We start from the raw sequence: 22,422 nt of genomic DNA, 5'->3' as shown, positions 1-22,422 counted from the left end.
AAAGGCCCGGAGGTCGGTGAACCTCCGGGCCCCTCTCGTACGCGTGTCGCGGTCAGTCCTTGGCCTTCTTCGGCCGCCACACCACCAGCGCGCTGGTCTGCTGGACCTCCTGGTACGGGACCAGGTCTCGGCGGTAGGAGGCGTGGACGGCGGCCTCGCGCTGCTGCATCGCGGCCGCCGCGCCGTCGACGGCCGCCTGGAGTTCGGCGACGCGCTGCTGGAGCGCCATGACCTGGTTCTCCAGTTCGATGATGCGCTTGATGCCGGCCAGGTTGATGCCCTCGTCCTGGGACAGCGCCTGCACCTGGCGGAGCAGTTCGATGTCACGGGCCGAGTAGCGGCGGCCGCGCCCGGCCGTGCGGTCCGGGGAGACCAGGCCGAGCCGGTCGTACTGGCGCAGCGTCTGCGGGTGCAGTCCGGAGAGCTGGGCCGCCACCGAGATGACGTAGACCGGGGTCTCCTCGGTCAGTTCATACGGATTACGTCGACGGCCGTCCATCTCTGTCATGCTCCCTTCGCGGCCTCGAACAACTCGGCGCGCGGGTCCTCGCCCGCGGTCGCCTCGCGATACGCCTCCAGTGCGTCCCGAGCATTCCCCGACAGGTCCTTCGGGACACTCACCTCGACGGTGACCAACAGGTCGCCGCGGGTGCCGTCCTTGCGGACCGCGCCCTTGCCCCGGGCGCGCATGGTGCGGCCGTTGGGCGTGCCCGGGGGCAGCTTCAGGGTGACCGGCGGTCCGCCCAGGGTCGGGACCCTGACCTCGCCGCCGAGCGCCGCCTCGGTGAAGGTCACCGGGACGGTCACCGTGAGGTTGTCGTCCTTGCGGCCGAACACCGGGTGGGTGTCCACGTGCACCATGACGTACAGGTCGCCCGCGGGGCCGCCGCGTTCGCCCGGTGCGCCCTTGCCGCGCAGGCGGATGCGCTGGCCGTCGGTCACCCCGGCGGGGATGCGGACCTGCATGGTGCGCGAGGACTTGGCGCGGCCGCTGCCCTTGCAGTCGGGGCAGGGGTTCTCCGCGATCAGGCCGCGGCCCTTGCAGTCGGGGCAGGGGTCGGTCAGCGAGAAGCCGCCGCCGGAGCCCCGCGCCACCTGGCCGGTGCCGACGCAGGTCGGGCACACTCTGGGCGTGCCGTTCGCGTCGCCGGTGCCCGAACAGGCCTTGCAGGGTGCCTGCGAGGACATCCGCAGCGGGACCGTGGCGCCCTCGATGGCCTCCGTGAAGCTGAGCGTGACCTCGGACTCGATGTCCTGGCCGCGCCTGGGCTGGGTACGGCCGGCCGTGCCGCCGCCCCGGTTGAACAGGCCCCCCAGGACGTCACTGAAGCCGCCGCCGCCCCCGCCGAAGCCGCCCCCGCCCTGGGCGTTGCCCCCGAAGAGGTCGCCCAGGTCGAAGTTGAAGTTGCCTCCGCCCGCGCCCGGCCCGGGGCGGAAGCCGCCGTTGCCGAAGAGGGCGCGGGCCTCGTCGTACTCCTTGCGCTTCTTGGGGTCGCCGAGTATGTCGTTCGCCTCGGAGATCTCCTTGAAGCGCTCCTCGGCCTTGGCGTTGCCCTTGTTGGCGTCCGGGTGGAACTCGCGGGCGAGCTTGCGGTACGCCTTCTTGATCTCGGCTTCGGTGGCGTCCTTGGGGACGCCGAGGACCTTGTAGTAGTCCTTCTCGATGAAGTCCTTGGTGCTCATCCCCGACGCCCCTCCTTCCACGTGTTACCTACGACTTCAGCCCTCCTCAGGGCCGTTGTCCTTGTCGTCACCGGCCGCCGGGGCCTCTTCGGTCCCGTCGGCCTTCACCGCGGTCGCTCCCGGCTGCGGTTCGGCGACCGCCACCCGCGCGGGGCGGATGGTGCGCTCGCCGATGCGATACCCGGGCTGCAGGATGGCCACGCACGTCGTCTCGGTGACGTCCGGCGCGTAGCTGTGCATCAGCGCCTCGTGGATCGTCGGGTCGAAGGGCTCGCCCTCCTTGCCGAACTGCTGCAGGCCCATCTTCGCCGCGACCGTCTCCAGCGACTCGGCCACCGACTTGAAACCGCCGACCAGTTCGCCGTGTTCCCGGGCCCGGCCGATGTCGTCGAGCACGGGCAGGAGTTCGGTCAGGAGGTTCGCGATGGCGATCTCCCGGACCGTGATCCGGTCGCGCTCCACCCGGCGGCGGTAGTTCTGGTACTCGGCCTGGAGGCGCTGGAGGTCCGCGGTGCGCTCGCCGAGCGCGGTGCGTACCTGGTCCAGCTGCGCGGTCAGACCGGCCAGCTGTGCGCTTGAGTCCCCGGCCGGGGCCGCCCCCTGTGCGGGAGCGGCCTTCGGCCCGGCGTCTTCGGGGGTGGCGCCGGAGGGGACGTCGGGCTTCTCCTCGAAGCCCGGGGTCTCCTCCGTCACGCGGCACCGTCCTTGCGCTCGTCGTCGACGATCTCGGCGTCCACCACGTCGTCGGCGGCGTCACCGGCGGGGGCACCGCCGGCGGCGGCCTGCGAGGCCTGGGCGTCGGCGTACATGGCCTGGCCCAGCTTCTGGGAGACGGCCGCGACCTTCTCGGTGGCGGTGCGGATCTCGGCGGTGTCCTCGCCCTTGAGGGTCTCCTTGAGCTCCTCCAGGGAGGCCTCGACCTCGGTCTTGATCTCGCCCGGGACCTTGTCCTCGTTGTCCTTGAGGAACTTCTCGGTCTGGTAGACGAGCTGCTCGCCCTGGTTGCGGGTCTCGGCGGCCTCGCGGCGGCGGTGGTCCTCCTCCGCGTACTGCTCGGCCTCCTGGCGCATCCGGTCGACCTCGTCCTTCGGCAGCGAGGAGCCGCCGGTGACGGTCATCTTCTGCTCCTTGCCCGTGCCCAGGTCCTTCGCGGTCACGTGCATGATGCCGTTGGCGTCGATGTCGAAGGCGACCTCGATCTGCGGGACACCGCGCGGGGCCGGCGGCAGACCGGTCAGCTCGAACATGCCGAGCTTCTTGTTGTACGCCGCGATCTCGCGCTCGCCCTGGTAGACCTGGATCTGCACGGAGGGCTGGTTGTCCTCGGCGGTGGTGAAGATCTCGGACCGCTTGGTCGGGATCGTCGTGTTCCGCTCGATGAGCTTGGTCATGATGCCGCCCTTGGTCTCGATACCGAGGGACAGCGGGGTGACGTCGAGGAGCAGGACGTCCTTGACCTCGCCCTTGAGGACACCGGCCTGGAGCGCGGCGCCGATGGCGACGACCTCGTCCGGGTTGACGCCCTTGTTGGCGTCCTTGCCGCCGGTCAGCTCCTTGACGAGCTCGGCGACGGCGGGCATGCGGGTGGAGCCGCCGACGAGAACGACGTGGTCGATCTCGCCGAGGTTGATGCCGGCGTCCTTGATGACGTTGTGGAACGGGGTCTTGCAGCGCTCCAGCAGGTCCGCGGTCAGCTGCTGGAACTGGGCGCGGGTGAGCTTCTCGTCGAGGTGCAGGGGGCCCTCGGCGGAGGCGGTGATGTAGGGCAGGTTGATCGAGGTCTCGGTGGAGGAGGACAGCTCGATCTTGGCCTTCTCGGCGGCCTCGCGGAGGCGCTGCAGGGCCATCTTGTCCTTGCCGAGGTCCACGCCGTGGCCGGCCGCGAACTGCTTGACCAGGTAGTCGACGACGCGCTGGTCCCAGTCGTCACCACCGAGGTGGTTGTCGCCGTTGGTAGCCTTCACCTCGACGACGCCGTCACCGATCTCCAGGAGGGACACGTCGAAGGTGCCGCCACCGAGGTCGAAGACGAGGATCGTCTGGTCGTCCTTGTCGAGGCCGTACGCCAGCGCGGCGGCGGTCGGCTCGTTGACGATGCGCAGGACGTTCAGGCCCGCGATCTCGCCGGCCTCCTTCGTCGCCTGGCGCTCGGAGTCGTTGAAGTAGGCCGGGACGGTGATGACCGCGTCGGTCACCTTCTCGCCCAGGTAGGCCTCGGCGTCCCGCTTGAGCTTCTGCAGGATGAACGCGGAGATCTGCTGGGGGTTGAAGTCCTTCCCGTCCAGCTGGATCTTCCAGTCGGTGCCCATGTGCCGCTTCACGGACCGGATGGTCCGGTCGACGTTGGTGACCGCCTGACGCTTGGCGACCTCGCCGACGAGGACTTCGCCGTTCTTCGCGAAGGCGACGACGGACGGCGTGGTCCGGGCACCCTCGGCGTTGGTGATGACGGTGGGCTCGCCGCCTTCAAGAACGCTGACGACGGAGTTAGTCGTGCCCAGGTCGATGCCGACCGCACGTGCCATGGTGATTTCCTCCAGCTGACTTGAGTGGAACGGACTCAAGTGTGCATCAAGCCGCGCCCGGGGTCAACAGACCTGAGTCCAACCGGCTCAAGTCTTATCCGTTCCTTACACGCAAGTGCCCGCTGACCTGCGTCGATACGGCGTTCCTTGGCCCGTACACCGGAACCCGAAGGAGTAGCAGCACGATGCTGAAGGTGACGCATGCGACGCAGGTGGCTCCGGTGCGGCCGACCCAGCCGCCGTGCACGAGCACCGCGACGAGCACCCCGGCGAAGGACGCGGCACCGAGGACGACGGTCGCCCGCTGCGAGGTGAGCCCGAGGCGCCGCAGCCGGTGCGCGAGATGGTCGGGCCCGCGCCGCAGCACCGGGCGTCCGGCGAGCAGCCGCGACAGCACGACGAGCAGGACGTCACCGCTCGCCACGGCCGTGAGCGCGAACAGCACACCCGCGCTGGCCGCGGGGTCGTAGCCGGACCGGGTCACCAGCGCGGCCGCGGCCAGCACGAACCCGGTGAACAGCGAGCCGGTGGCGCCGAGGGCGATCCGCGCGGGCGCCCAGTTGTGCAGCAGGAACCCGGTGAGCGCGGCCGCGAGCACGCTCAGCAGTACGGAGAGACCGTCCATCACCTCGGCGGCGGCGCAGGCCCCCACCCCGAAGGCGGTCACCACCCCGACGGTCCCGGCCAGCCCGTCCGCGTGGTCGAGCCCCTTGAAGGCGACGGCGACGAAGGCGATCCAGGCCGCCCCGAGCACCCCGCCGACGATCCCGAACTCGCCGTACGGCACCACGCACGCGGCCGCCACCGCCGTACCGAACAGCAGGAACCGCGTCTTGAGCCGCCACACGTCGGCGACCACCCCGAGCAGCGCCACGGCGCCCCCGGCGGCCACCAGCTCCCCGACGCCGGTGCCGAGCGGGGCGACACCGGTCCAGTCGCCGGCGAACGCGACCAGACAGGTGGCGCCGACCACGGCGAGGCCGCCCAGCGCGGGCACCCGCCGGGCCCGCCGCCGGTCGACGAGCCCGAGCCGCAGGGCACACGGGCGGATCAGCGCGGCGAGGAAGGCGGCGAGCAGGAAGGCGGTGGTGGCGGCGGCGATCCCGTAGAGCACGGGTCCAAATTAGACCTAAATGTAACAATTATGTACGAATAACACGATCGGGTTGGGGCGTACCGCCCAGGCAGACCTCAGCGATCCAGATCACCCCGCACCTGGCTACAGTGCGGGTAAAGATGCGGGTAGTCTCGAACCGACTGGATAAGTTACCGCTTAGTAATTTCGGGAACCCTCTGCGAAGAGACCCGAAGAGACCACCCCTCGCAGGCCCGAGGAGCCCCCATGCAACTCGCCGCGATCATCGTGTCGCTGGTTCTGATCGTGGTTGGCGTGGCGTTGTTCGCCCGCGCCGTCCTGCAGATCTACAACTTCATGCGGCTCGGCCAGAACGTGCCCGCCGGTACCCGCACCGACGAGCCCGTCCAGCGGACCGTCACGGTGGTCAGGGAGTTCCTCGGCCACACCCGGATGAACCGCTGGGGCATCGTGGGCGTGGCGCACTGGTTCGTCGCGGTCGGCTTCTTCTCCCTGCTGCTGACGATCGTCAACGCCGTCGGCCAGCTGTTCCAGGCCGACTGGATCCTGCCGGTCATCGGCGACTGGGCGCCGTACAACATGTTCGTCGAGTTCATCGGCACCATGACGGTCCTCGGCATCCTCGTGCTGATCGTCATCCGCCAGCTGAGCAAGCCGAACCGGCCGGGCCGCAAGTCCCGCTTCGCCGGCTCCAACTTCGGCCAGGCGTACTTCGTCGAGACGGTCATCCTGATCGTCGGCGTCTGCATCTTCACGCTGCACGCCCTGGAGGGCGCCCAGCACCACGTGGACTCCTACGAGGCGTCGTTCTTCATCTCGTACCCGGTGGTCTCCTGGTTCCGGGGCATGGACGTCTCCACGCTCCAGAACCTCACCTACTTCTTCGCCGGCCTGAAGATCGCGACCTCCTTCATCTGGATGATCGTGGTCGCCCTCAAGACCGACATGGGCGTCGCCTGGCACCGCTTCCTCGCCTTCCCGAACATCTGGTTCAAGCGGAACGCGACCGGTGAGACCTCGCTGGGCGCGCTGCTGCCGATGACCTCGGGCGGCAAGCCGATCGACTTCACCGACCCGGGCGAGGACGACGTCTTCGGCGTCTCCCAGGTCGAGCAGTTCTCCTGGAAGGGCCTCCTCGACTTCTCGACCTGCACCGAGTGCGGTCGCTGCCAGTCGCAGTGCCCGGCCTGGAACACCGGCAAGCCGCTCTCCCCGAAGCTGCTGATCATGTCGCTGCGGGACAACGCGCACGCCAAGGCGCCCTACCTGCTCGCGGGCGGCGGCAAGACCGCCGAGGGCGAGGAGAAGGGTTCCGAGGAGCAGCTCGCCGGGGTCCCCGCGGCGGCTCTCGCCGAGGCCGAGCGGCCGCTGATCGGCACCGCCGAGGAGAACGGCGTCATCGACCCGGACGTGCTGTGGTCCTGCACCACCTGCGGCGCCTGCGTCGAGCAGTGCCCGGTGGACATCGAGCACGTCGACCACATCGTCGACATGCGCCGCTACCAGGTGATGATCGAGTCCGCGTTCCCGTCCGAGGCGGGCACGATGCTCAAGAACCTGGAGAAGAAGGGCAACCCCTGGGGCCTGGCGAAGAAGCAGCGCCTGGAGTGGCTCAAGGAGGTCGACTTCGAGGTCCCGGTCGTCGGCCAGGACATCGAGGACCTCACCGAGGTCGAGTACCTGTACTGGGTCGGCTGCGCGGGCTCCCTGGAGGACCGCGCCAAGAAGACCACGAAGGCCTTCGCCGAGCTGCTGCACATCGCGGGCGTCAAGTTCGCGATCATGGGCGGCGACGAGAAGTGCACCGGCGACTCCGCCCGCCGCCTCGGCAACGAGCCCCTGTTCCAGGAACTCGGCATGGAGAACGTCATGGCGCTGAACATGGCGTTCGGCGAGGAGCTCGACGACGACGGCAAGGTGGTCCCCGAGTCCGCCAAGCCCAGGTCGGCCAAGAAGATCGTCGCCACCTGCCCGCACTGCCTCAACACCATCGGCAACGAGTACCCGCAGCTCGGCGGCGACTACGAGGTCGTCCACCACACCCAGCTGCTCCAGCACCTGGTGGACGAGGGCAAGCTGGTCCCGGTCACCCCGGTCGAGGGCATCATCACCTACCACGACCCCTGCTACCTGGGCCGCCACAACAAGATCTACACGCCCCCGCGCGAGATCATCGCCAGCGTCCCGGGCCTCCGCAACGAGGAGATGCACCGCCACAAGGAGCGCGGCTTCTGCTGCGGCGCCGGCGGCGCGCGGATGTGGATGGAGGAGCGGATCGGCAAGCGCATCAACAACGAGCGCGTCGACGAGGCCCTCTCCCTCAACCCCGACATCGTCTCCACCGCCTGCCCGTTCTGCCTGGTCATGCTCACCGACTCGGTCAACGGCAAGAAGAACGACGGCAAGGCCAAGGAGTCCATCACGGTCGTGGACGTGGCCCAGCTGCTCCTCGACTCGGTGAAGACCCCGGTGGACCCGGCGGGCGCCGCCGAGCAGGAGAGCGAGCCGGAGCCGGAGCCGGTGAAGTAGTTCTTCCCGCGGTCGTCACGGCGCCTCGTGCCCTCGCCGGGCACGGGGCGCCGTCGTGTGCGGGGGCGTGCCCGTCGTCTCCGGCCCGCGTCGGGGACGGCCGACCGCGTCCGTAGCCCGGACGGCCCTCTCCTGCTCGCGTGCGTGCTCCCCGGCGGTTCGGCTGGCAGGAGGGCCGGATCGAGCGGGAGGTACGGGTGGCGGAGGACAGTGCGCACGACGACGGGGACGGGGACCGCTCCGACGACGTAAGGGAACTGCGGGCCCGGGTCGCGGCCCTGGAGGGCGAACGGGCCCGGCCGCCCCGGCACCACGTGAGGTCCCTGCTCGCCGTCGTCCTGGTCCTCGTCGGCGCGCTGCTCGCCCCGCTCGCCGTGGTCGCCTCGTGGGCGGCCGACCAGGTGGGCGACACCGACCGCTACGTCAGCACGGTCGCCCCGCTCGCCTCGAACACCGACGTGCAGAACGCCGTGGCCAGCCGGGCCACCGACGCCCTCATGTCCCACCTCGACCTGCCCGCCCTGCTCGCCGACGTGGCCCCCGCGGACCGGCCCCGCCTGCAGCAGGCGCTCGGCGGCAGACTCGGTGACGCCCTCGAAGGGGCCGTGCGCAGCTTCGTCCACGACAAGGCCCGCGAGGTCGCCGCGTCCGGCGCGTTCCGGACCGTCTGGACCGACGCCAACCGCAAGATCCACAGCAGCCTCGACAAGGCCCTCACCGGCAGCGGCGGCGGCGCGGTGCAGCTGACGAACGACAGCGTCACCCTGGACATCGGCCCCGTCGTGGACCAGGTCAAGCAGCGCCTCGTCGACGCCGGCCTGACCCCCGCCGAGCACATCCCCGCCGTCCACACCGACTTCACCCTCGCCAGGTCCGACCAGGTCGGCAAGGTCAAGACCTATGTACGGCTGCTGCAGCTCGCCGGGAACTGGCTGCCCGTGCTGGCCGTGCTGCTGGTCGCCGCCGGGGTGCTGCTGGCGGTCCGGCGACGCCGGGCCCTGGTGACGGGCTGCCTCGCGGTCGCCGTCACCACCGGGCTGCTCGGCATCGGGCTGCGGGTGTTCCGCGTCTTCTACCTGGACCGGCTGCCCGCGGGCGTCTCCCCGGGCGCGGCGGCCGCCGTCTACGACGCGCTGACCCACTTCCTGCGCACCGGAGTCCGCATGGTGGTGGCCCTCGCCGTCGTCGTCGCCCTGGCTGCCTGGCTCTCCGGCCCCGGCCGGTACGCCGGTCTGGTCCGGGGCCTGTGGACGTCCGGGATCGGCGCGGTCCGCGGCACCGCCGGCCACGCCGGACTGCGCACCGGGCCGACCGGCCCCTTCGTCCGCCGCCACCGCACCTGGATCACCTGGCTCCTGGTGGCCGCGGCGGTGCTCAGCTACCTGCTCTGGCCCTACCCCACCGGCTGGGTGGTGGTCGGGATCGCCTTGTGCCTGCTGTTCGTCCTGGCGGTGGTGGAGTTCCTGGCCGCCGATCGGACCCCGGCCCACCCTGGCGTCCCTTGAGGGGCGCGGGGCTGTATCAATATGCGGCTCCGCCGCGTGGGCGCGATCAGCCACGACGGCGCCGCAGACGGACACGGCATCTCGCGGCACTTCCCATGACCGCTCAGGTCAGTCCGATCGCGGCACAGGCCGACCGGTACTTCGGGGTGCAGATCTGCGCCACGGTGTAGACGCCGTCCGCGATCACCGTGTCCTCGATGTTGTCCTTCGTGAGGGCGACCACCGGGACGAGCGTCGCGGGGATGTCCTTGCCGGTCGGGCTGTCGACCTTGTCCTGGGCCAGCGCGTCGTACTGGATGTCGCGGCCCTGCACCTTGTACACCGCCATCTGCGCGGCGTCGGTGGCCTCGTCCAGGAACGACTTGTACACGGTCATGTACTGCTCGCCCGAGACGACCCGCTGCACCGCGTCCAGGTTCGCGTCCTGCCCGGTCACCGGGGGAATCGTGGTGGCCCCCGCGTCCTTCAGGGTGTCGATGACGGCACCGGCCATGCCGTCGTTGGCCGAGTAGACGGCGGCGATGTTGTGCAGGCCGACGGCCCTGATCGCCTTCTTCATGTTCGCGGCGGCGACCGCGGGCGACCACTTGTCGGTGTTGTACTCCTCGGCGATGCGGACCTTGTTCTTCAGTTCGCCGAGGGCGCCCTTCTTGAAACTCGCCGTGTTCGGGTCCGCGGGGTCGCCGTTCATCATGACGACCTCGCTGGTCGCCGCCCTGCCGCCGAGCGCTCCGAGGATGGCCCGGCCCTGGACCTCGCCGACGAGTTCGTTGTCGTGCGAGACGTACGCGTCGATCGGGCCCTGCGCGAGCCGGTCGTAGGCGATGACGGGGATACCGGCGGCCTTCGCCTTCCGGACGTCCGGTGCGATGGCCCTGGCGTCCACCGAGTCGACCAGGACGACGTCGACCTTCCGGTCCACCATCTGCCGGAGCTGCCGGCTCTGGGTGGCCGGGCTCGCCTCGGCGTTGGCGTAGTCGACCGTGCCCTTGCCGTGGGTGAGGGAGGCGACCTCCTTCTCGATGATGGGGCGGTCGAAGGTCTCGAACCGTGCGGTGTCCTTGTCGGGCAGGAGCAGCCCGACCGTGATGTCGTCGCCCTTCGTCGCGGACGCGGAGGCGCCGCTCCCGCCGATGCCGTCGACGACGCCGCACGCGGTGAGCGAGAGAGCGGACGCGGCGGCGGCCAGGGTGATCGCGAGGCGGGGCAGGGGGGTCCCGCGGAGGGTGGGAACGCTCACATCAGGCGCCTTCCGAGTGGGGGGAGCGTCATGCGCAACCGATGGTGTGAAGGAAGCAAACGCGTAGCGGCCGGATACGTCAAGACGTATGGACAACGCGGCAGTTGAGGGTGGTCCCGCACCGCGCTCCGGCACACCCGAAGCGCTGCCGTTGCCCCAGGTCAGGCCGGTGTGGCGGGAGTTCGGCGCGGCGCCGGGACAGGGGCCGGGGAGGAGCGGGCGGCAGGGCGGGCCAACGGGCCGTCCACGCCAGGGACTTCACCGAGCCTTCGCAGTTGCTACCCCACCTTCACAGCCGGCGTCCGTGCGGGGCGAGGAACGACCGGGACTCCGCCGCCCGGCCGGTGCTGCGCGCTCTGCTGACCGGTGGGAGGACGCGGTGGCCGCCGCCCCCGCCGTCACCCGTCCGGCGCGGGGAGTTCGATCTCGGCCCAGATGGTCTTGCCGCCGGCCTGGTGGCGGGTGCCCCAGCGGCGGGCGAGCTGGGCGACGAGCAGCAGGCCGCGGCCGCCCTCGTCGTAGGTGCGGGCCCGGCGCAGGTGCGGGGCGGTGCCGCTGCCGTCGGAGACCTCGCAGATCAGCGCGACGCCCCGGATCAGCCGCAGCTGGACGGGCGGCTGCCCGTAGCGGATCGCGTTGGTGACGAGCTCGCTGACCACCAGCTCGGCCTTGAACGCCACGTCCGACAGGTGCCAGGCCTCCAGCCGGGCCAGCACCTGGGCGCGGGCGTCCGCCACCCTGGCCGGGTCGGAGGGCAGGTCCCAGGTGGCGACCTGGTCGGCGTCGAGGGACCGGGTGCGCGCGACGAGCAGGGCGACGTCGTCCTGGGGCTGCGTGGGCAGCAGCGTCCGGAGCAGTTCGTCGCACAGCTCCTCCAGCGGCCGGGCGGCGGCCCGGCCGAGGGCTCGGCGCAACCGCGCCAGACCGCCGGCCAGGTCGTGCGCGGCGTCCTGGACCAGACCGTCGGTGTAGAGCGCGAGGAGGCTGCCGGCGGGCAGTACCCGCTCGGCGGTCTCGAAGGGCAGCCCGCCCGCGCCCAGCGGCGGTCCGGGCGGCACGTCGAGGAAGTCCGCCGGGCCGTCCGGGCCGACGACGACGGGCGGCGGATGGCCCGCGCTGGCGGCCGTGCACCGGCGGGAGACCGGGTCGTAGACCACGTACAGACAGGTGGCGATGAGGTCGGTGCAGGCCTCGGCGTCGGGTTCGTGCTCCGCGCTGCTCTCCTCCTCGGCTGCGAGCAGGGTGACCAGGTCGTCGAGGTGGGTGAGCAGTTCGTCGGCGGGCAGGTCCACGTCGGCCAGGGTGCGCACGGCGGTCCGCAGCCGTCCCATGGTGGCCGAGGCCCGCAGCCCGTGGCCCACCACGTCGCCGGCCACCAGCGCGACCCGGGCGCCGGAGAGCGGGATCACGTCGAACCAGTCGCCGCCCGGCCCCGCCCGGGTACGGGCCGGCAGGTAGCGGTGGGCCGCCTCGACCGCGTCCTGGGCCGAGAGCCGGCTGGGCAGCAGGCTGCGCTGCAGGGCCAGGGCGGTGCTGCGTTCGAGGGTGTACCGGCGGGCGTTGTCCACGGCCACGGCGGCACGGGCGGCGATCTCCTCGGCCAGCAGCAGGTCGTCGTGGCTGAACGGCTCCTCGCGCCGGTGCCGGACGAGGACCGCCACCCCGAGGGTGATGCCGCGGGCGCGCAGCGGGACGACCATGACCGAGTGGATCCCGAACCTGCGGACCACACCCGACCGCCCGGGGTCGACGAGCTCCCAGTTGCGGATCGCCTCGTCCCCGGTGCTGTGCAGCGAGGACCTGCCGGTGGCCATGGCGCGGACGGGGGGCGCGGACGCGGGGTAGTCGTCCACCTCCCCCGGCTCGGTCACCGCCTCGGGAACGCCGGGCAGCACGGACTGCTGGGCCGCCCGCCGCAGCGGGACCCGGCCGGTCCCGGAGGGTTTCGGCTCGACGCCGCGGTACAGGGAGTCGAGCAGGTCGATGGTGATGAAGTCGGCGAGCCGCTCCACCGTGACGTCGGCCATCTCCTGCGCCGTGCGCATCACGTCCAGGGTGCTGCCCACCCGGGCGCTGATGTCGTTGAGCAGCGCGAGCCGCTCCCTGGCCAGGTACTGCTCGCTGACGTCCAGCGCGGCGATCTCCACGTGCCGGACCCGCCCCGCCGGGGTGACGAGCGGGGAGACGGTGACGGACCAGACCCGCTCGGGTCCGTCCGGACGGACCCGGCCCCGGAGGCGGAACTCCTCGGGCTCGCCCGTCGCCAGCACCCGGACCATGCCGTCCTCGACCCGGTGGCACAGGCTCGCCGGCAGGATGTCGGCGACGCGCCGGCCGAGCATGCGCTCCTCGCGCAGGCCGAGTTCGCGCACGGCACCGGCGCTCGCCCGCACGACCCGCAGCGCGGAGTCGTACACCATCAGGGCCACCCTGCACTGGGCGAACGCCTCGTCCCCGGTCACCCCGTCCGGCCGCGGCCGCTCCGGTGACTCCGGTGGCGTCACCACGAGGAGCCGCTGGGCGCGGCCCGCGCCGTCGACCGACGGATACGCCCGCACCCACAGCGGCAGGGAGCTGCCGTCCCGGTGCCGGAACAGGGCGGTCGCCGGGGTACCGGCCGGGGCCGCGAGGCCGTCCACGGCGACCAGGCGGCCGACGGGGCTGCCCACGGCCTCATGGCAGGGGTAGCCGAGCAGCCGCTCGGCGCCCGCGCTCCACCCCGTCACGACTCCCCGGTCGTCGACGACCGCCGTGGCCGGGTCCGCCGGGGCCGCCGGGTCCGCGGGATCGGACCGATCCGGCGGTACGGCGCCGGTCCCGCTGCTCGGGGTGACATCACTCATGCCGGTCACCGCCCGTTCTGCCGGCCCGTCCGCCAGGGCCCCGGGCGAACGCCGAGTGGGCCGTGGGCCTCGGAGCCGGCCGGTCTCGCCGCGTCGCCCTCGCACTCTCCTCCATCGTCCTTCGCCCGCCCCGGCACGTCACCTCCGCGCCCGCCGCCCTCCCCACGCGGCGACGAGGCCGGAGCGGGAACGGGAAACGGCCCGGGTGCGGGACCCGGGCCGTTTCCGTGCGGTGCGGGGCTCCGTCAGGGCTTCTGCCGGGCGAGGGCCGGGACGAAGCGCAGGGCGTCCACGGTGCCGACACCGGTGGCGAGGTCGTAGCCGTTGACGGCCTTGTAGCCGGTCACGCCCTCGTAGCTGTTGTCGGTGCCGTCGTTGACGTCGACGATGCCGGTCGACCCGGAGTGGCGGGCGGAGAGGTCGTACAGCCGCTTCTGGATGTTGCCCAGCCGGTGGCCGGCGGCCTGGTCGGCGAGGGCGACGATGCCCGCGAAGAGCGGGGTGGCCTCGCTGGTGCCGCCGCTGACGTCCCAGCCGGTGGCGGTCGGGTCGAAGCTGGAGTAGATCCAGGCGCCGCCGTTCACCGCGGCGGACATCGAGATGTCGGGGGTGCCGCGGCGGGTGCCGACCGCCTTCTTCACGCCGTTCTGGAAGGACGGGCGGGTGAACACGTGGGACTGGCCGCCACCGCCGGAGCCGTAGTCGTTGTAGACGCTGTCCGGCTTGACGCGGTCGCCCTTGTCGTCCAGGTGGAGCTGGGTGCCGCCGACCGAGGTGACCAGCGGGTCGGAGGACGGCCAGGAGTTGACGCGCTTCTTGTAGTACGTCTTGCCGTCCGCCTGCAGGTCGGTGGCGCCGCCGTCACCGGAGGCGGCGAGCACGGTGACGTGCTTGCGGTTCGCGTCCTGGAAGGCGTACCGGAGCTTCTTGATGCTGGAGAAGTCGCCCTTGGCGAAGCCGGGGAAGGTGTTCTCGGTGGCGCCGAAGCTCTGGCTGATGACGTCGCCGACCCCGTGGTCGATCATGTACTTCTCGGCGTCCATCATCTCCGGCAGACCGGTGGTGCCCTCGGTCTCGGAGACGGCCGTCTCGACGACGACGATCTTCGCGGCGGGCGCCACCGCGTGCGCCATCTCGACGTCCAGCGTGGTCTCGCCGGCCCAGCCGGTCATGTCCGGGTTCTTCGGGTCGAAGGCGGGCACGTGCCCCCACTTGACGACCTTCACCTTGGTGCTGGGCAGCCCGAACTGCTTGCTGTAGACGTCGAGATCGTGCTGGACGGTCGGCGAACCGTACGAGTCCACGATGACGATCGTGCGTCCCTTGCCCGTGACGCCCTTGCGGTAGAGGGCGTTCAGGTCGTACGCGGTGCGGTACTGGAGCGGGGTGTAGCAGTTGATCTGCCACTTGGCCTGGCACTGAGCGTCGGAGAGCGGGCTGCTCACGCGGTGCGCCAGGGTGTGCCCGACGACGGCCGGCACCGCGAGGGTGTGCGGTGCGGCGACGGGCGCGGCGGCCGTGAGCGCGGTGGCCGCGAGGGCGGCGACCGACGTGGCAGCCGCGACGCCCCGCCCGGTACGGGCTATCTGCATGGATCCCCCTGTGGTTCGGAGTCTCACGAAGTGATCTCGAAGTGGTCTTCGCGCATCACACCGGAGAGGTCATGCACAGATCAAGTGCGTTGAACCGACGATGCCGAACCCTTTACCCTGCGTTATCCCGCCATTAGCCTTCCAGCCGTCGAGAGCAGGGCTGGAACCCCGGTAGCGGTCTTTCCGTCTTCCCTCGTCGAACGGGACCTCAACCTTCCCTCAACCTCTAGCAAATCGGCCGGAACTTGAGACACACATCACTGAGACCCTGGGCCGTGGCAGGCGCCACGGCCTTCGCGTTCCTCGTCGCCCTGGAGGCCGCCGCACGCCACTACGGTCTGCCGGGTCCGCTCACCAACCAGGCCCGGGAGGTGATATGCGCCCCCAAGTCCGGCTTCCTGCTCTACGCCGGGCTGGCGTTGACGATGGTGGTGCTCACCTGGCGGCAGCGGTTCGCCGCCCTCGGCGCCGCGATCGGCATCGACCTCGCCTTCGCGGCGGTCCGGTGGGCGACCGGCGCCGAGGTGGCCCACGGCCAGCCGTTCGGCAACGGTGCCCTGTGGGTGCTGGTCGGCTGCGGAGTGGTCGCCGTGACCCGCCGCACCGGCCCGGAGCGCGCGCTGCTGCTGAAGGGCGTCGGTCTCGGCCTGCTCCTGGTGACCGGCCGCAAGACCGGCGACACCTGGCTGCTCATCACCTCGAAGACCCGCCCGATGGTCCTCGACCCGTACGTGGCCACCGCCGACCACGCGCTGGGCAACCCGTCGTGGCTGGTGGGCCGGCTCGTCACCGCCACCGGCCCGGCCGGCTTCAACCTCCTCGACATCGTCTACGGCCAGCTCGCCGTGGCCGCGGTCGCCGTCGCGCTCCACCAGCTGCGCGGCGTGGCGGCCGACCGCCGCTTCCCGCGCCACCACCTGGTCCGCACCTTCCTGCTGATAGGCCTGCTCGGACCGGCCGTCTACATGGTCTTCCCGGTGGTCGGACCGGTCTTCGCCTACGGCACGGGCGCCGACCACTGGGCGTCGGTCAGCCTCTGGCCGGAGCGGCCCCCGCACGGTGGGCACTGGCCGGCGGCCGACCTGTGGCCGCGCACGGTGCCGCGGATCACCGCCCCGCACCCCGTGCGGTACGACGGGTTCACCCCCCGCAACTGCATGCCCAGCCTGCACACGGCCTGGGCCACCGCGATCTTCGTGCACTCCCGGCGGGGCCCCCGGGCGCTGCGCTGGGCGGGCGCGTTCTGGCTGGCCGCCACCGTCACCGCGACGCTGGGCTTCGGCTACCACTACGGCGCCGACCTCCTCGCCGGCGTGGTGTTCGCGCTCACGGTCGAGGCGGCCCTGCGCACCTTCGACCGCGACTGGGACCGCTCGGGCCTGAGACTGGTCGCCCACGGCACGGCGGTCTTCGCCGCGCTCCTGCTCTCCTACCGCTGGCTGCCGCTGGAGATGGCCACGCACCGCTGGGTGGCGGGACCGCTGCTGGTGCTGGCGGCGGCGTCGGTGGTCTACGACTACGTGCGCACCGTCAACCGCTGGGACCCGCGGCCCGCGCCGACGGTGCACCGGCCGGCACCGCAGGCCGAACTGGTCTGAGCTCGCCCGGCGCCGCCGCGCCGCGCGGTCATCCGGCCGCGGCGCCGTCGCGGCCGGTCGCGCCGTCCCCCACGCCCCGCCGGGGCGCGGGGTAGGTGACCACCAGCATGGTGACGCCCTCCGGGGCGGTCCAGGGGCCGTGCGGCATGCCGGGTGGGCGGCAGGCGTACATGCCGGCGGCGAAGGTGCGGTCCAGGGTCAGGTCGTGCAGGGCGCCCTCGACGAGGTAGACCTCCTCCCAGAAGTCGTGGCGGGTCACCCCGTCCGCCGAGGTGTCGGTGCCCGGGGCCCAGCGGACCAGCGCGGTGCGGGACCCGTGCTCGGGGTCGTCGGCCAGGACGCGCTCCTCGACCCCTGGACCGGCACCGGCCGGGGTCCGCCACGGTCCGTCGGGTACGTGGAACTCCAGCTCGGGCTTGCCCACCGCGCCGCCTCCGGGCTCGATCACGGGACATCGGACCCGGGGAATCCTTCCCGGGCGCCGACCGCGTGCGCAACCTCCGCGCGGGGCCTGTCCGCCGGCGGCTCCGGGCCGAGCCACTGCTCGGTCCAGATGACCTTTCCGGCCGGGGTGTAGCGCGTCCCCCAGCGGTCGGCGAACTGGGCCACCAGGAAGAGGCCGCGGCCGCCCTCGTCCATGGTGGTGGCCCGGCGCAGGTGCGGGGAGACGCTGCTGCCGTCGGAGACCTCGCAGATGAGGCAGCGGTCGTGGATCAGCCGTACCCCGACGGGGCCCGTCGCGTGCCGGATGGCGTTGGTGACCAGCTCGCTCAGGATCAGCTCCAGCGTGAACGCCTCCTCCTTCAGGCCCCAGTCCCGCACCAGTTCGGTGGCCGCGGCCCGGACCGTGGCGACGGCCGCGGGGTCGGACGGCACGGTCCAGTACGCGGTGTGCCGGTCGTCCAGCGCCCGGGTGCGGGCGACGAGCAGGGCCACGTCGTCCCGGGAGGCCCCGGGCGGCATGGCGTCCAGGGCCGCCCGGCACATCCGGTCGGGCGTGCGCCCCGGCACCGCGAGGGCCCGGCGCAGGCGCTCGATGCCCTCGTCGATGTCCTCGCGCCGGTCCTCGATCAGGCCGTCGGTGTAGAGCACGACGCCGCTGCCCTCGGGCAGCAGCACCTCGCTCGTCTCGTACGGCATGCCGCCCAGCCCCAGGGGCGGCCCGGCCGGTACGCCGGGCAGGCGGGCGTCGCCGTCCGGGAGCACGACGACCGGTTCCAGGTGCCCCGCCCTGGCCATGCTGCACACCCGGGAGACCGGGTCGTAGATCGCGTACAGGCAGGTGGCGCCCGTGAGGGTGCGGTTGCCGCCCTCGCCGTCCCGGTCCTGGTCGATGCGGGTGACCAACTCGTCGAGATGCCAGAGGAGTTCGTCGGGCGGCAGGTCGAGCGTCGAGAGGTTGTGCACGGCGGTGCGCAGCTGGCCCATGGTGGCGGCGGCGTGCAGTCCGTGCCCCACGACGTCGCCGACCACGAGGGCGACGCGCGCCCCGGGCAGCGGTATCACGTCGAACCAGTCGCCTCCGACACCGCCGTGCCCGGCCCCCGCCGGCAGGTAGCGGTACGCCGCGTCGACCGCGTTCTGCTCCGGCAGGGCGTGCGGCAGCAGGCTGCGCTGCAGCGTGACCGCCATGGTGCGCTCCCGGGTGAAGCGGCGCGCGTTGTCGATGCTGGTGGCCGCGCGGGCGACCAGCTCCTCCGCGAGCGAGAGGTCCTCGTCGGTGAAGGGGGTCGGCTCCTTGGAACGCCAGAAGGTCGCCACGCCGAGGACCACACCGCGGGCCCGCAGCGGGGCGGAGATCATCGAGTGGATGCCGTAGGCCACCAGTTGGCGGGCCCGGTCGGGGTCCTGGGCCTGCCAGCCGGAGAAGGCCGCCATGTCGGACTCCAGCACCATCCGCCCGGAACCGAAGCCCTCGCCCTGCGGGGTGAAGGGGTCGAAGTGGATGAGCGCACCGGGCGGGTAGAGCGGCACGCCGGGCCGGATGCCGTGCAGGGCGACCCGGCGCAGCTCCGCCACGCCCGCCTCGTCCGGTTCCTCGCCGCTCAGCACGGTGTCGGACAGGTCGACGGTGACGTAGTCGGCGAGTCCGGGCACGGCGAACTCCGCCAGTTCCTCCGCGGTGCGTGTCACGTCGAGGGTGGTGCCGATGCGCAGTCCGGCGTCGTAGAGCAGCGCGAGCCGTTCCTGGACCACCTCGATCCGGCCCGTCAGCGCGGCGAGTTCGGTGGTGTCCCGCAGGGTGGCGACCCAGCCGCCCGGTCCGGGCGGCCCGTCCGTGGGGCGCTGACTGACGGCCAGCAGCCGGTCGCCCACCTCGACCACCTCGTCCGTGGCCGCCCTGCCGGACGCGAGGAGTTCCGCGGCCCTGGGGGCGATCCCCAGGTCGGTGACGGGCCGGCCGTCCACGTCGGCCGCGAGTCCCAGCAGGCGCCGCGCCTCGTCGTTGGCCAGGAGCAGCCGGCGGTGCCGGTCGACGATCAGGACGCCTTCGCGCACCGAGTGCAGAACGGCGTCGTGGTGCTCGTACATGCGCGTGATCTGCACCGGCCCCAGACCGCGCGTCTGGCGGCACAGGCGCCGGCCGACGAGTGCCGTGCCTGCTGTGGCGGCCGCGAGCGCCAGCCCCGTGCCGGTCAGGACGAGCGGCACCTGGCGGGCCGCCGCCAGACTCACCCGGTGGACGGTGATGCCCGCGGAGACCAGTCCGACGACCTTGCCGTCGGGGGCGGTCACCGGGACGACGGTCCGGACGGAGGGGCCGAGCGTCCCGGTCGTCGTCTCGGTGACGGTGCCGCCGTGCTGCGCCGCCCCGATGCTGCCGATGTAGCGGCGGCCGATCTCGCCGGGGTTCGGATGGGTGTAGCGGATGCCCGCGGGGCTCATCACGACGACGAAGTCCACGTGCGCGTGCCGGCGGGTCTCCTCGGCCAGCTGCTCGAGCGCGGCGGTCGGACGGCCCCCGGCGAGCTCCTGCCGCACGGTGGGGTCCGCGGCGACCGATGCGGCCACGGCCTGCGTGTGGTTGCGCGCGTCCCGCTCGGCGTCGGTCCGTGACTGCACCAGGAGCGCGGCGACCGCCGTCGCCACCAGCACCAGGACGACACCGACCTGCAGAAGGAACATCTGACCGGCGACGCCGCGTATCCCGTACCAGGACCGCACCTGCCGGAGCATTTGGCGCATACGGCTCATATAACACCACGCAGGTGTGAATCCATCACCCCCGGACCGCATCCGTCCGCGGCACCGACGCGCTCCGCGCGCGAGCGGCTACGACCCGTGGGCACCCGGCGCCGCGCGCCGTCAGCCGCCCTCCCGCGGGATCCACTCGCTGCCGCCCAGCGGGTAGTCGTATCCCGGCCGGCCGGCGTCGCCGCTGGTACGGAAGGCGGTGCCGGCGTTGTCGACGCGGACGGTGCCGTGGCGGCTGCCGCTGGACCAGTCCAGGGTCAGGTCCCAGCGGACGTCGTGGGCCGTGGTCCGGGCGAAGACGTAGAAGACCTCCGGGTCGGACTCGCTGACCTTGTACGGCAGGTCGCGCTGGCCGTTCTTGGCGGTGACCGTGGGGCTGCCGTTGTCGAGGTCGATGTCGAACGACTTGGTCCCGACGCCGCCGCCGCAGCCGACGCCCATCGAGTAGTCGTTCCAGGCGAGCGGTGCGCCCTTGCTGAGCACGCGCACGTGCAGCGCCTCCAGGACGACGGTCTCCGCGCCGGTGCCCTGGACGGTGAGGGCGACCTCCTGTTCGCCCGAGGACACCGCCCCGTACGCCGCGGCCCAGCGCGGGGCGTCCTGCTCGCTCGCCGGCGGGCCGACCTGCGCGGGCTCGCTGTCGACGAGGAAGTGCTGGCTGCACGGGTCGTCGTAGACGTACGGACGGGTGTTGACGGTGAGCGGTACGGCGGTGCCGGTGGTACCGCCGTCGGCGCCCTGGGCCCCGCCGCCCTGCTTGCCGTCGGCCGCGGAGCCGCCGGTCCCGGTCGACGCGGACTCGGTGGGGGTGGCGGAGGACGACGCGGAGGGCTTGCGTCCGGTTCTGCTCGGGGACGGGGAGACAGACGCCTTCCCGGTTTCCGGCACGCCGGTGACCGCGGCGGCGTCCCCGGCCGCCTGCTGGTGGCCCGTGCCGCCGTGCCCGCCGCCGAGCGACGGACGCACGGCGAACACCACGGCTCCCAGCACGGCGGCCGCCGCGACGGAGGCGATCAGCGCGGTACGGCGCCGGCGCGGCGGCGCGGGCTCCCGCGCCAGGTCGACGACGACCGGCTCACCGCTGTCGCCGCTGCCGTGGCCGCCGTGGCTGCCGTCGGCGCCGGGTGGCGCGTCGGAGCCGGTGACCACCGGCCCACCGGCATCGGCGGGGCCGGACGGCACGCCGGCACCGGTCTTCCGCGGTGCGGCCGCCGCCGTGGCCTGGTCCGTTCTGCTCCCGCGTGCCGCGTCCGCCAGGATCCAGCGCCGGTGCAGCTCCACCAGCTCCTCGGGCGTCGCCCGGCAGACCCGTGCGAGGCGTTCCACCGGCGCGTACTCGACGGGCACCGCCGTGCCGTTGCAGTACCGGTGCAGCGTCGACGTGCTCATGTGCAGCCGCTTGGCCAGTACCCCGTAGCTGAGCCCAGAACGGTCCTTGAGCTCCCGCAGCAGCAGCGCGAACGCCTCCACCGCGTCGGCCCCTGTCGCCCCTGACACCCGTTCCCCCATCCCCTCACGTCCCAGTCCCGCGTTCCAGGGTCACGGTGTTCGCCCTGGTCGGAGCCCGTTTCCGCGTTCCAGCGTCCCCAACTGCCCGCCGTACCTGGCGGTTGGGACGGATCGCCTCGCAGGCTTCGGTCATCCAATCACCACCGCCACCCGAACACCGAAGGGGCACGTCCACATGTCCAGCCTCCGCACCTCCCGCATCCGTCTCGCCGGCGCCGCCACCACCGTCGTCCTCGCCGCGCTGTCCCTGACGGCCTGCACCGACGGCACCGGCGTCCACGCCGAGAGCGTCGCGGCCGCCACGCCGACGACCGCGCACACCGCTTCCCCCACGCCGTCCTCCGCCGCCGGTGCGGCCACCTCCGCCGCCACCTCCGCCCCGACGGCCGGGGCCGGCACCGGCACCGGCACCGGCACGCAGAAGTCCGCCGGGGGCACCACCGGGTCGAAGGCGGCCGCCCCGGCCGCCAAGCCGGTCACCTGCGAGGGGTCCAACACCAAGACGGTCGCGGCCCCGCTGAACCGCCCCGTGAACCACATGCTCCTCACGGTGACCAACACCGGCAGCAGGACCTGCTACCTCCACTCCTACCCGGCCGTCCGCTTCGGCGAGGCCCAGTCCGTCCCGCCGGTGATCGAGGACTCGAAGCCGCAGGCCGTCGTCACCCTCGCACCGGGCGAGTCCGGCTACGCCTCGGTGAACCTGTCCGCCACCGACGGCAGCGGCGCCCACGGCCACACCGTGAACTCCCTGTACGTCTACTTCCACGGCAGCTCCGGCAACGAGAGCGTCGGCACGGGCGCCCACCCGGCGCTGCCCGCGAAGGGTGTCTACGTCGACGACTCGCTCAAGGTCACGTACTGGCAGCAGTCGATGGACGACGCCGTCAACTGGTGACGTCCCGGCCCCCGTTCGCAGCACCGCCCCTCGGACAGCCCCCGGCAGGAAGGTGACCCGCCATGCACCGCACCCGCAGGATCTCCCGCTTCGTGACCGCCTATCTCCGCGCCGCCTTCCAGGTAGTCCTGCTGGGCGGCACCGAAACCCTGCCGCAGGCCGCCGCGGTCCGCCGCCGCGGGTAGCGGGCAGCGGGGGGACGGACCGCG

The 22,422-nt window shown here is 72.3% G+C and carries 16 protein-coding genes; 5 read left to right on the top strand and 11 right to left on the bottom strand.

The genetic code is table 11. From position 1 onward, the window contains the following. Positions 1-52 precede the first annotated feature (52 nt). From ACIQVL_RS18290 to ACIQVL_RS18270, 5 genes are all read right to left on the bottom strand, one after another. On the bottom strand, positions 53-499 hold the full coding sequence (locus tag ACIQVL_RS18290; RefSeq protein WP_355725271.1) for a heat shock protein transcriptional repressor HspR: 447 nt from the start codon (positions 497-499) through the stop codon (positions 53-55). A gap of 5 nt (positions 500-504) precedes the next feature. Continuing rightward, the gene (gene dnaJ, locus ACIQVL_RS18285; protein ID WP_403439767.1) at positions 505-1,683 is read right to left on the bottom strand and encodes a molecular chaperone DnaJ; all 1,179 of its coding nucleotides are present in this window, start codon (positions 1,681-1,683) and stop codon (positions 505-507) included. A gap of 36 nt (positions 1,684-1,719) precedes the next feature. Further along, a complete protein-coding gene (gene grpE / locus ACIQVL_RS18280; RefSeq protein ID WP_403439765.1) occupies positions 1,720-2,376 on the bottom strand; it encodes a nucleotide exchange factor GrpE in 657 nt (218 codons plus the stop codon). After that, a complete protein-coding gene (gene dnaK / locus ACIQVL_RS18275) occupies positions 2,373-4,208 on the bottom strand; it encodes a molecular chaperone DnaK (protein ID WP_403439763.1) in 1,836 nt (611 codons plus the stop codon). Before dnaK ends, grpE begins: the two co-directional genes overlap by 4 nt. 94 nt (positions 4,209-4,302) lie before the next feature. Then, on the bottom strand, positions 4,303-5,322 hold the full coding sequence (locus ACIQVL_RS18270) for an MraY family glycosyltransferase (protein ID WP_403439761.1): 1,020 nt from the start codon (positions 5,320-5,322) through the stop codon (positions 4,303-4,305). 228 nt (positions 5,323-5,550) lie between these two features. Between ACIQVL_RS18270 and ACIQVL_RS18265 the strand changes: the two genes are divergently transcribed. Then, positions 5,551-7,833, top strand: a complete 2,283-nt coding sequence (locus tag ACIQVL_RS18265; protein ID WP_403475791.1) for a (Fe-S)-binding protein — start codon at positions 5,551-5,553, stop codon at positions 7,831-7,833. 197 nt (positions 7,834-8,030) lie between these two features. After that, positions 8,031-9,338, top strand: coding sequence for a hypothetical protein (locus tag ACIQVL_RS18260; RefSeq protein ID WP_403475919.1), 1,308 nt, complete (start codon positions 8,031-8,033; stop codon positions 9,336-9,338). A 103-nt stretch (positions 9,339-9,441) separates the two neighbouring features. Here the strand turns inward: ACIQVL_RS18260 and ACIQVL_RS18255 are convergent, their stop codons facing one another. The 3 genes from ACIQVL_RS18255 to ACIQVL_RS18245 all read right to left on the bottom strand — a co-directional run bounded on the left by ACIQVL_RS18255 (position 9,442) and on the right by ACIQVL_RS18245 (position 15,013). After that, on the bottom strand, positions 9,442-10,578 hold the full coding sequence (locus tag ACIQVL_RS18255; protein WP_403475790.1) for a sugar ABC transporter substrate-binding protein: 1,137 nt from the start codon (positions 10,576-10,578) through the stop codon (positions 9,442-9,444). A gap of 398 nt (positions 10,579-10,976) precedes the next feature. Further along, positions 10,977-13,421 carry a SpoIIE family protein phosphatase gene (locus ACIQVL_RS18250; RefSeq protein ID WP_403475789.1) on the bottom strand — a complete coding sequence of 815 codons (2,445 nt, stop codon included), beginning with the start codon at positions 13,419-13,421 and terminating at the stop codon, positions 10,977-10,979. 245 nt (positions 13,422-13,666) lie between these two features. After that, positions 13,667-15,013 carry a S8 family serine peptidase gene (locus ACIQVL_RS18245; protein WP_403439754.1) on the bottom strand — a complete coding sequence of 449 codons (1,347 nt, stop codon included), beginning with the start codon at positions 15,011-15,013 and terminating at the stop codon, positions 13,667-13,669. Between the two features lie 275 nt (positions 15,014-15,288). On the opposite strand from ACIQVL_RS18245, the gene ACIQVL_RS18240 reads away from it, so the two are divergent. After that, positions 15,289-16,611, top strand: coding sequence for a phosphatase PAP2 family protein (locus ACIQVL_RS18240; RefSeq protein WP_403439752.1), 1,323 nt, complete (start codon positions 15,289-15,291; stop codon positions 16,609-16,611). A 28-nt stretch (positions 16,612-16,639) separates the two neighbouring features. Here the strand turns inward: ACIQVL_RS18240 and ACIQVL_RS18235 are convergent, their stop codons facing one another. From ACIQVL_RS18235 to ACIQVL_RS18225, 3 genes are all read right to left on the bottom strand, one after another. Next, on the bottom strand, positions 16,640-17,059 hold the full coding sequence (locus tag ACIQVL_RS18235) for a cupin domain-containing protein (protein ID WP_403475788.1): 420 nt from the start codon (positions 17,057-17,059) through the stop codon (positions 16,640-16,642). Beyond that, a complete protein-coding gene (locus ACIQVL_RS18230) occupies positions 17,056-19,797 on the bottom strand; it encodes a SpoIIE family protein phosphatase (RefSeq protein WP_403439748.1) in 2,742 nt (913 codons plus the stop codon). The genes ACIQVL_RS18235 and ACIQVL_RS18230 overlap by 4 nt, the downstream gene beginning before the upstream one ends. Before the next feature lie 120 nt (positions 19,798-19,917). Continuing rightward, positions 19,918-21,303, bottom strand: a complete 1,386-nt coding sequence (locus ACIQVL_RS18225) for a helix-turn-helix domain-containing protein (RefSeq protein ID WP_403439747.1) — start codon at positions 21,301-21,303, stop codon at positions 19,918-19,920. A 187-nt stretch (positions 21,304-21,490) separates the two neighbouring features. Between ACIQVL_RS18225 and ACIQVL_RS18220 the strand changes: the two genes are divergently transcribed. After that, entirely contained in the window at positions 21,491-22,213 is a 723-nt protein-coding gene (locus ACIQVL_RS18220; protein ID WP_403475787.1) for a DUF4232 domain-containing protein, read from the top strand. A gap of 62 nt (positions 22,214-22,275) precedes the next feature. After that, positions 22,276-22,398: a hypothetical protein gene (locus ACIQVL_RS18215; RefSeq protein ID WP_403439743.1), complete on the top strand. Its 123-nt coding sequence runs from the start codon at positions 22,276-22,278 to the stop codon at positions 22,396-22,398. The last annotated feature ends 24 nt before the right edge of the window (positions 22,399-22,422 follow it).

Origin of the sequence: Streptomyces sp. NPDC090499 (assembly GCF_044769305.1) — a bacterium.
Classification (GTDB): domain Bacteria; phylum Actinomycetota; class Actinomycetes; order Streptomycetales; family Streptomycetaceae; genus Streptomyces.
This window is presented reverse-complemented; position numbering and strand designations above follow the sequence as displayed.

What these genes read in the sequence shown, in the direction of transcription:
- ACIQVL_RS18265 (WP_403475791.1), top strand. Translation starts at nt 5,551, where the DNA reads ATGCAACTCGCCGCGATCATCGTGTCGCTGGTTCTGATCGTGGTTGGC.
- dnaK (WP_403439763.1), bottom strand. Translation starts at nt 4,208, where the DNA reads ATGGCACGTGCGGTCGGCATCGACCTGGGCACGACTAACTCCGTCGTC.
- ACIQVL_RS18230 (WP_403439748.1), bottom strand. Translation starts at nt 19,797, where the DNA reads ATGCGCCAAATGCTCCGGCAGGTGCGGTCCTGGTACGGGATACGCGGC.
- dnaJ (WP_403439767.1), bottom strand. Translation starts at nt 1,683, where the DNA reads ATGAGCACCAAGGACTTCATCGAGAAGGACTACTACAAGGTCCTCGGC.
- ACIQVL_RS18250 (WP_403475789.1), bottom strand. Translation starts at nt 13,421, where the DNA reads ATGAGTGATGTCACCCCGAGCAGCGGGACCGGCGCCGTACCGCCGGAT.
- ACIQVL_RS18245 (WP_403439754.1), bottom strand. Translation starts at nt 15,013, where the DNA reads ATGCAGATAGCCCGTACCGGGCGGGGCGTCGCGGCTGCCACGTCGGTC.
- ACIQVL_RS18290 (WP_355725271.1), bottom strand. Translation starts at nt 499, where the DNA reads ATGGACGGCCGTCGACGTAATCCGTATGAACTGACCGAGGAGACCCCG.
- ACIQVL_RS18215 (WP_403439743.1), top strand. Translation starts at nt 22,276, where the DNA reads ATGCACCGCACCCGCAGGATCTCCCGCTTCGTGACCGCCTATCTCCGC.
- ACIQVL_RS18220 (WP_403475787.1), top strand. Translation starts at nt 21,491, where the DNA reads ATGTCCAGCCTCCGCACCTCCCGCATCCGTCTCGCCGGCGCCGCCACC.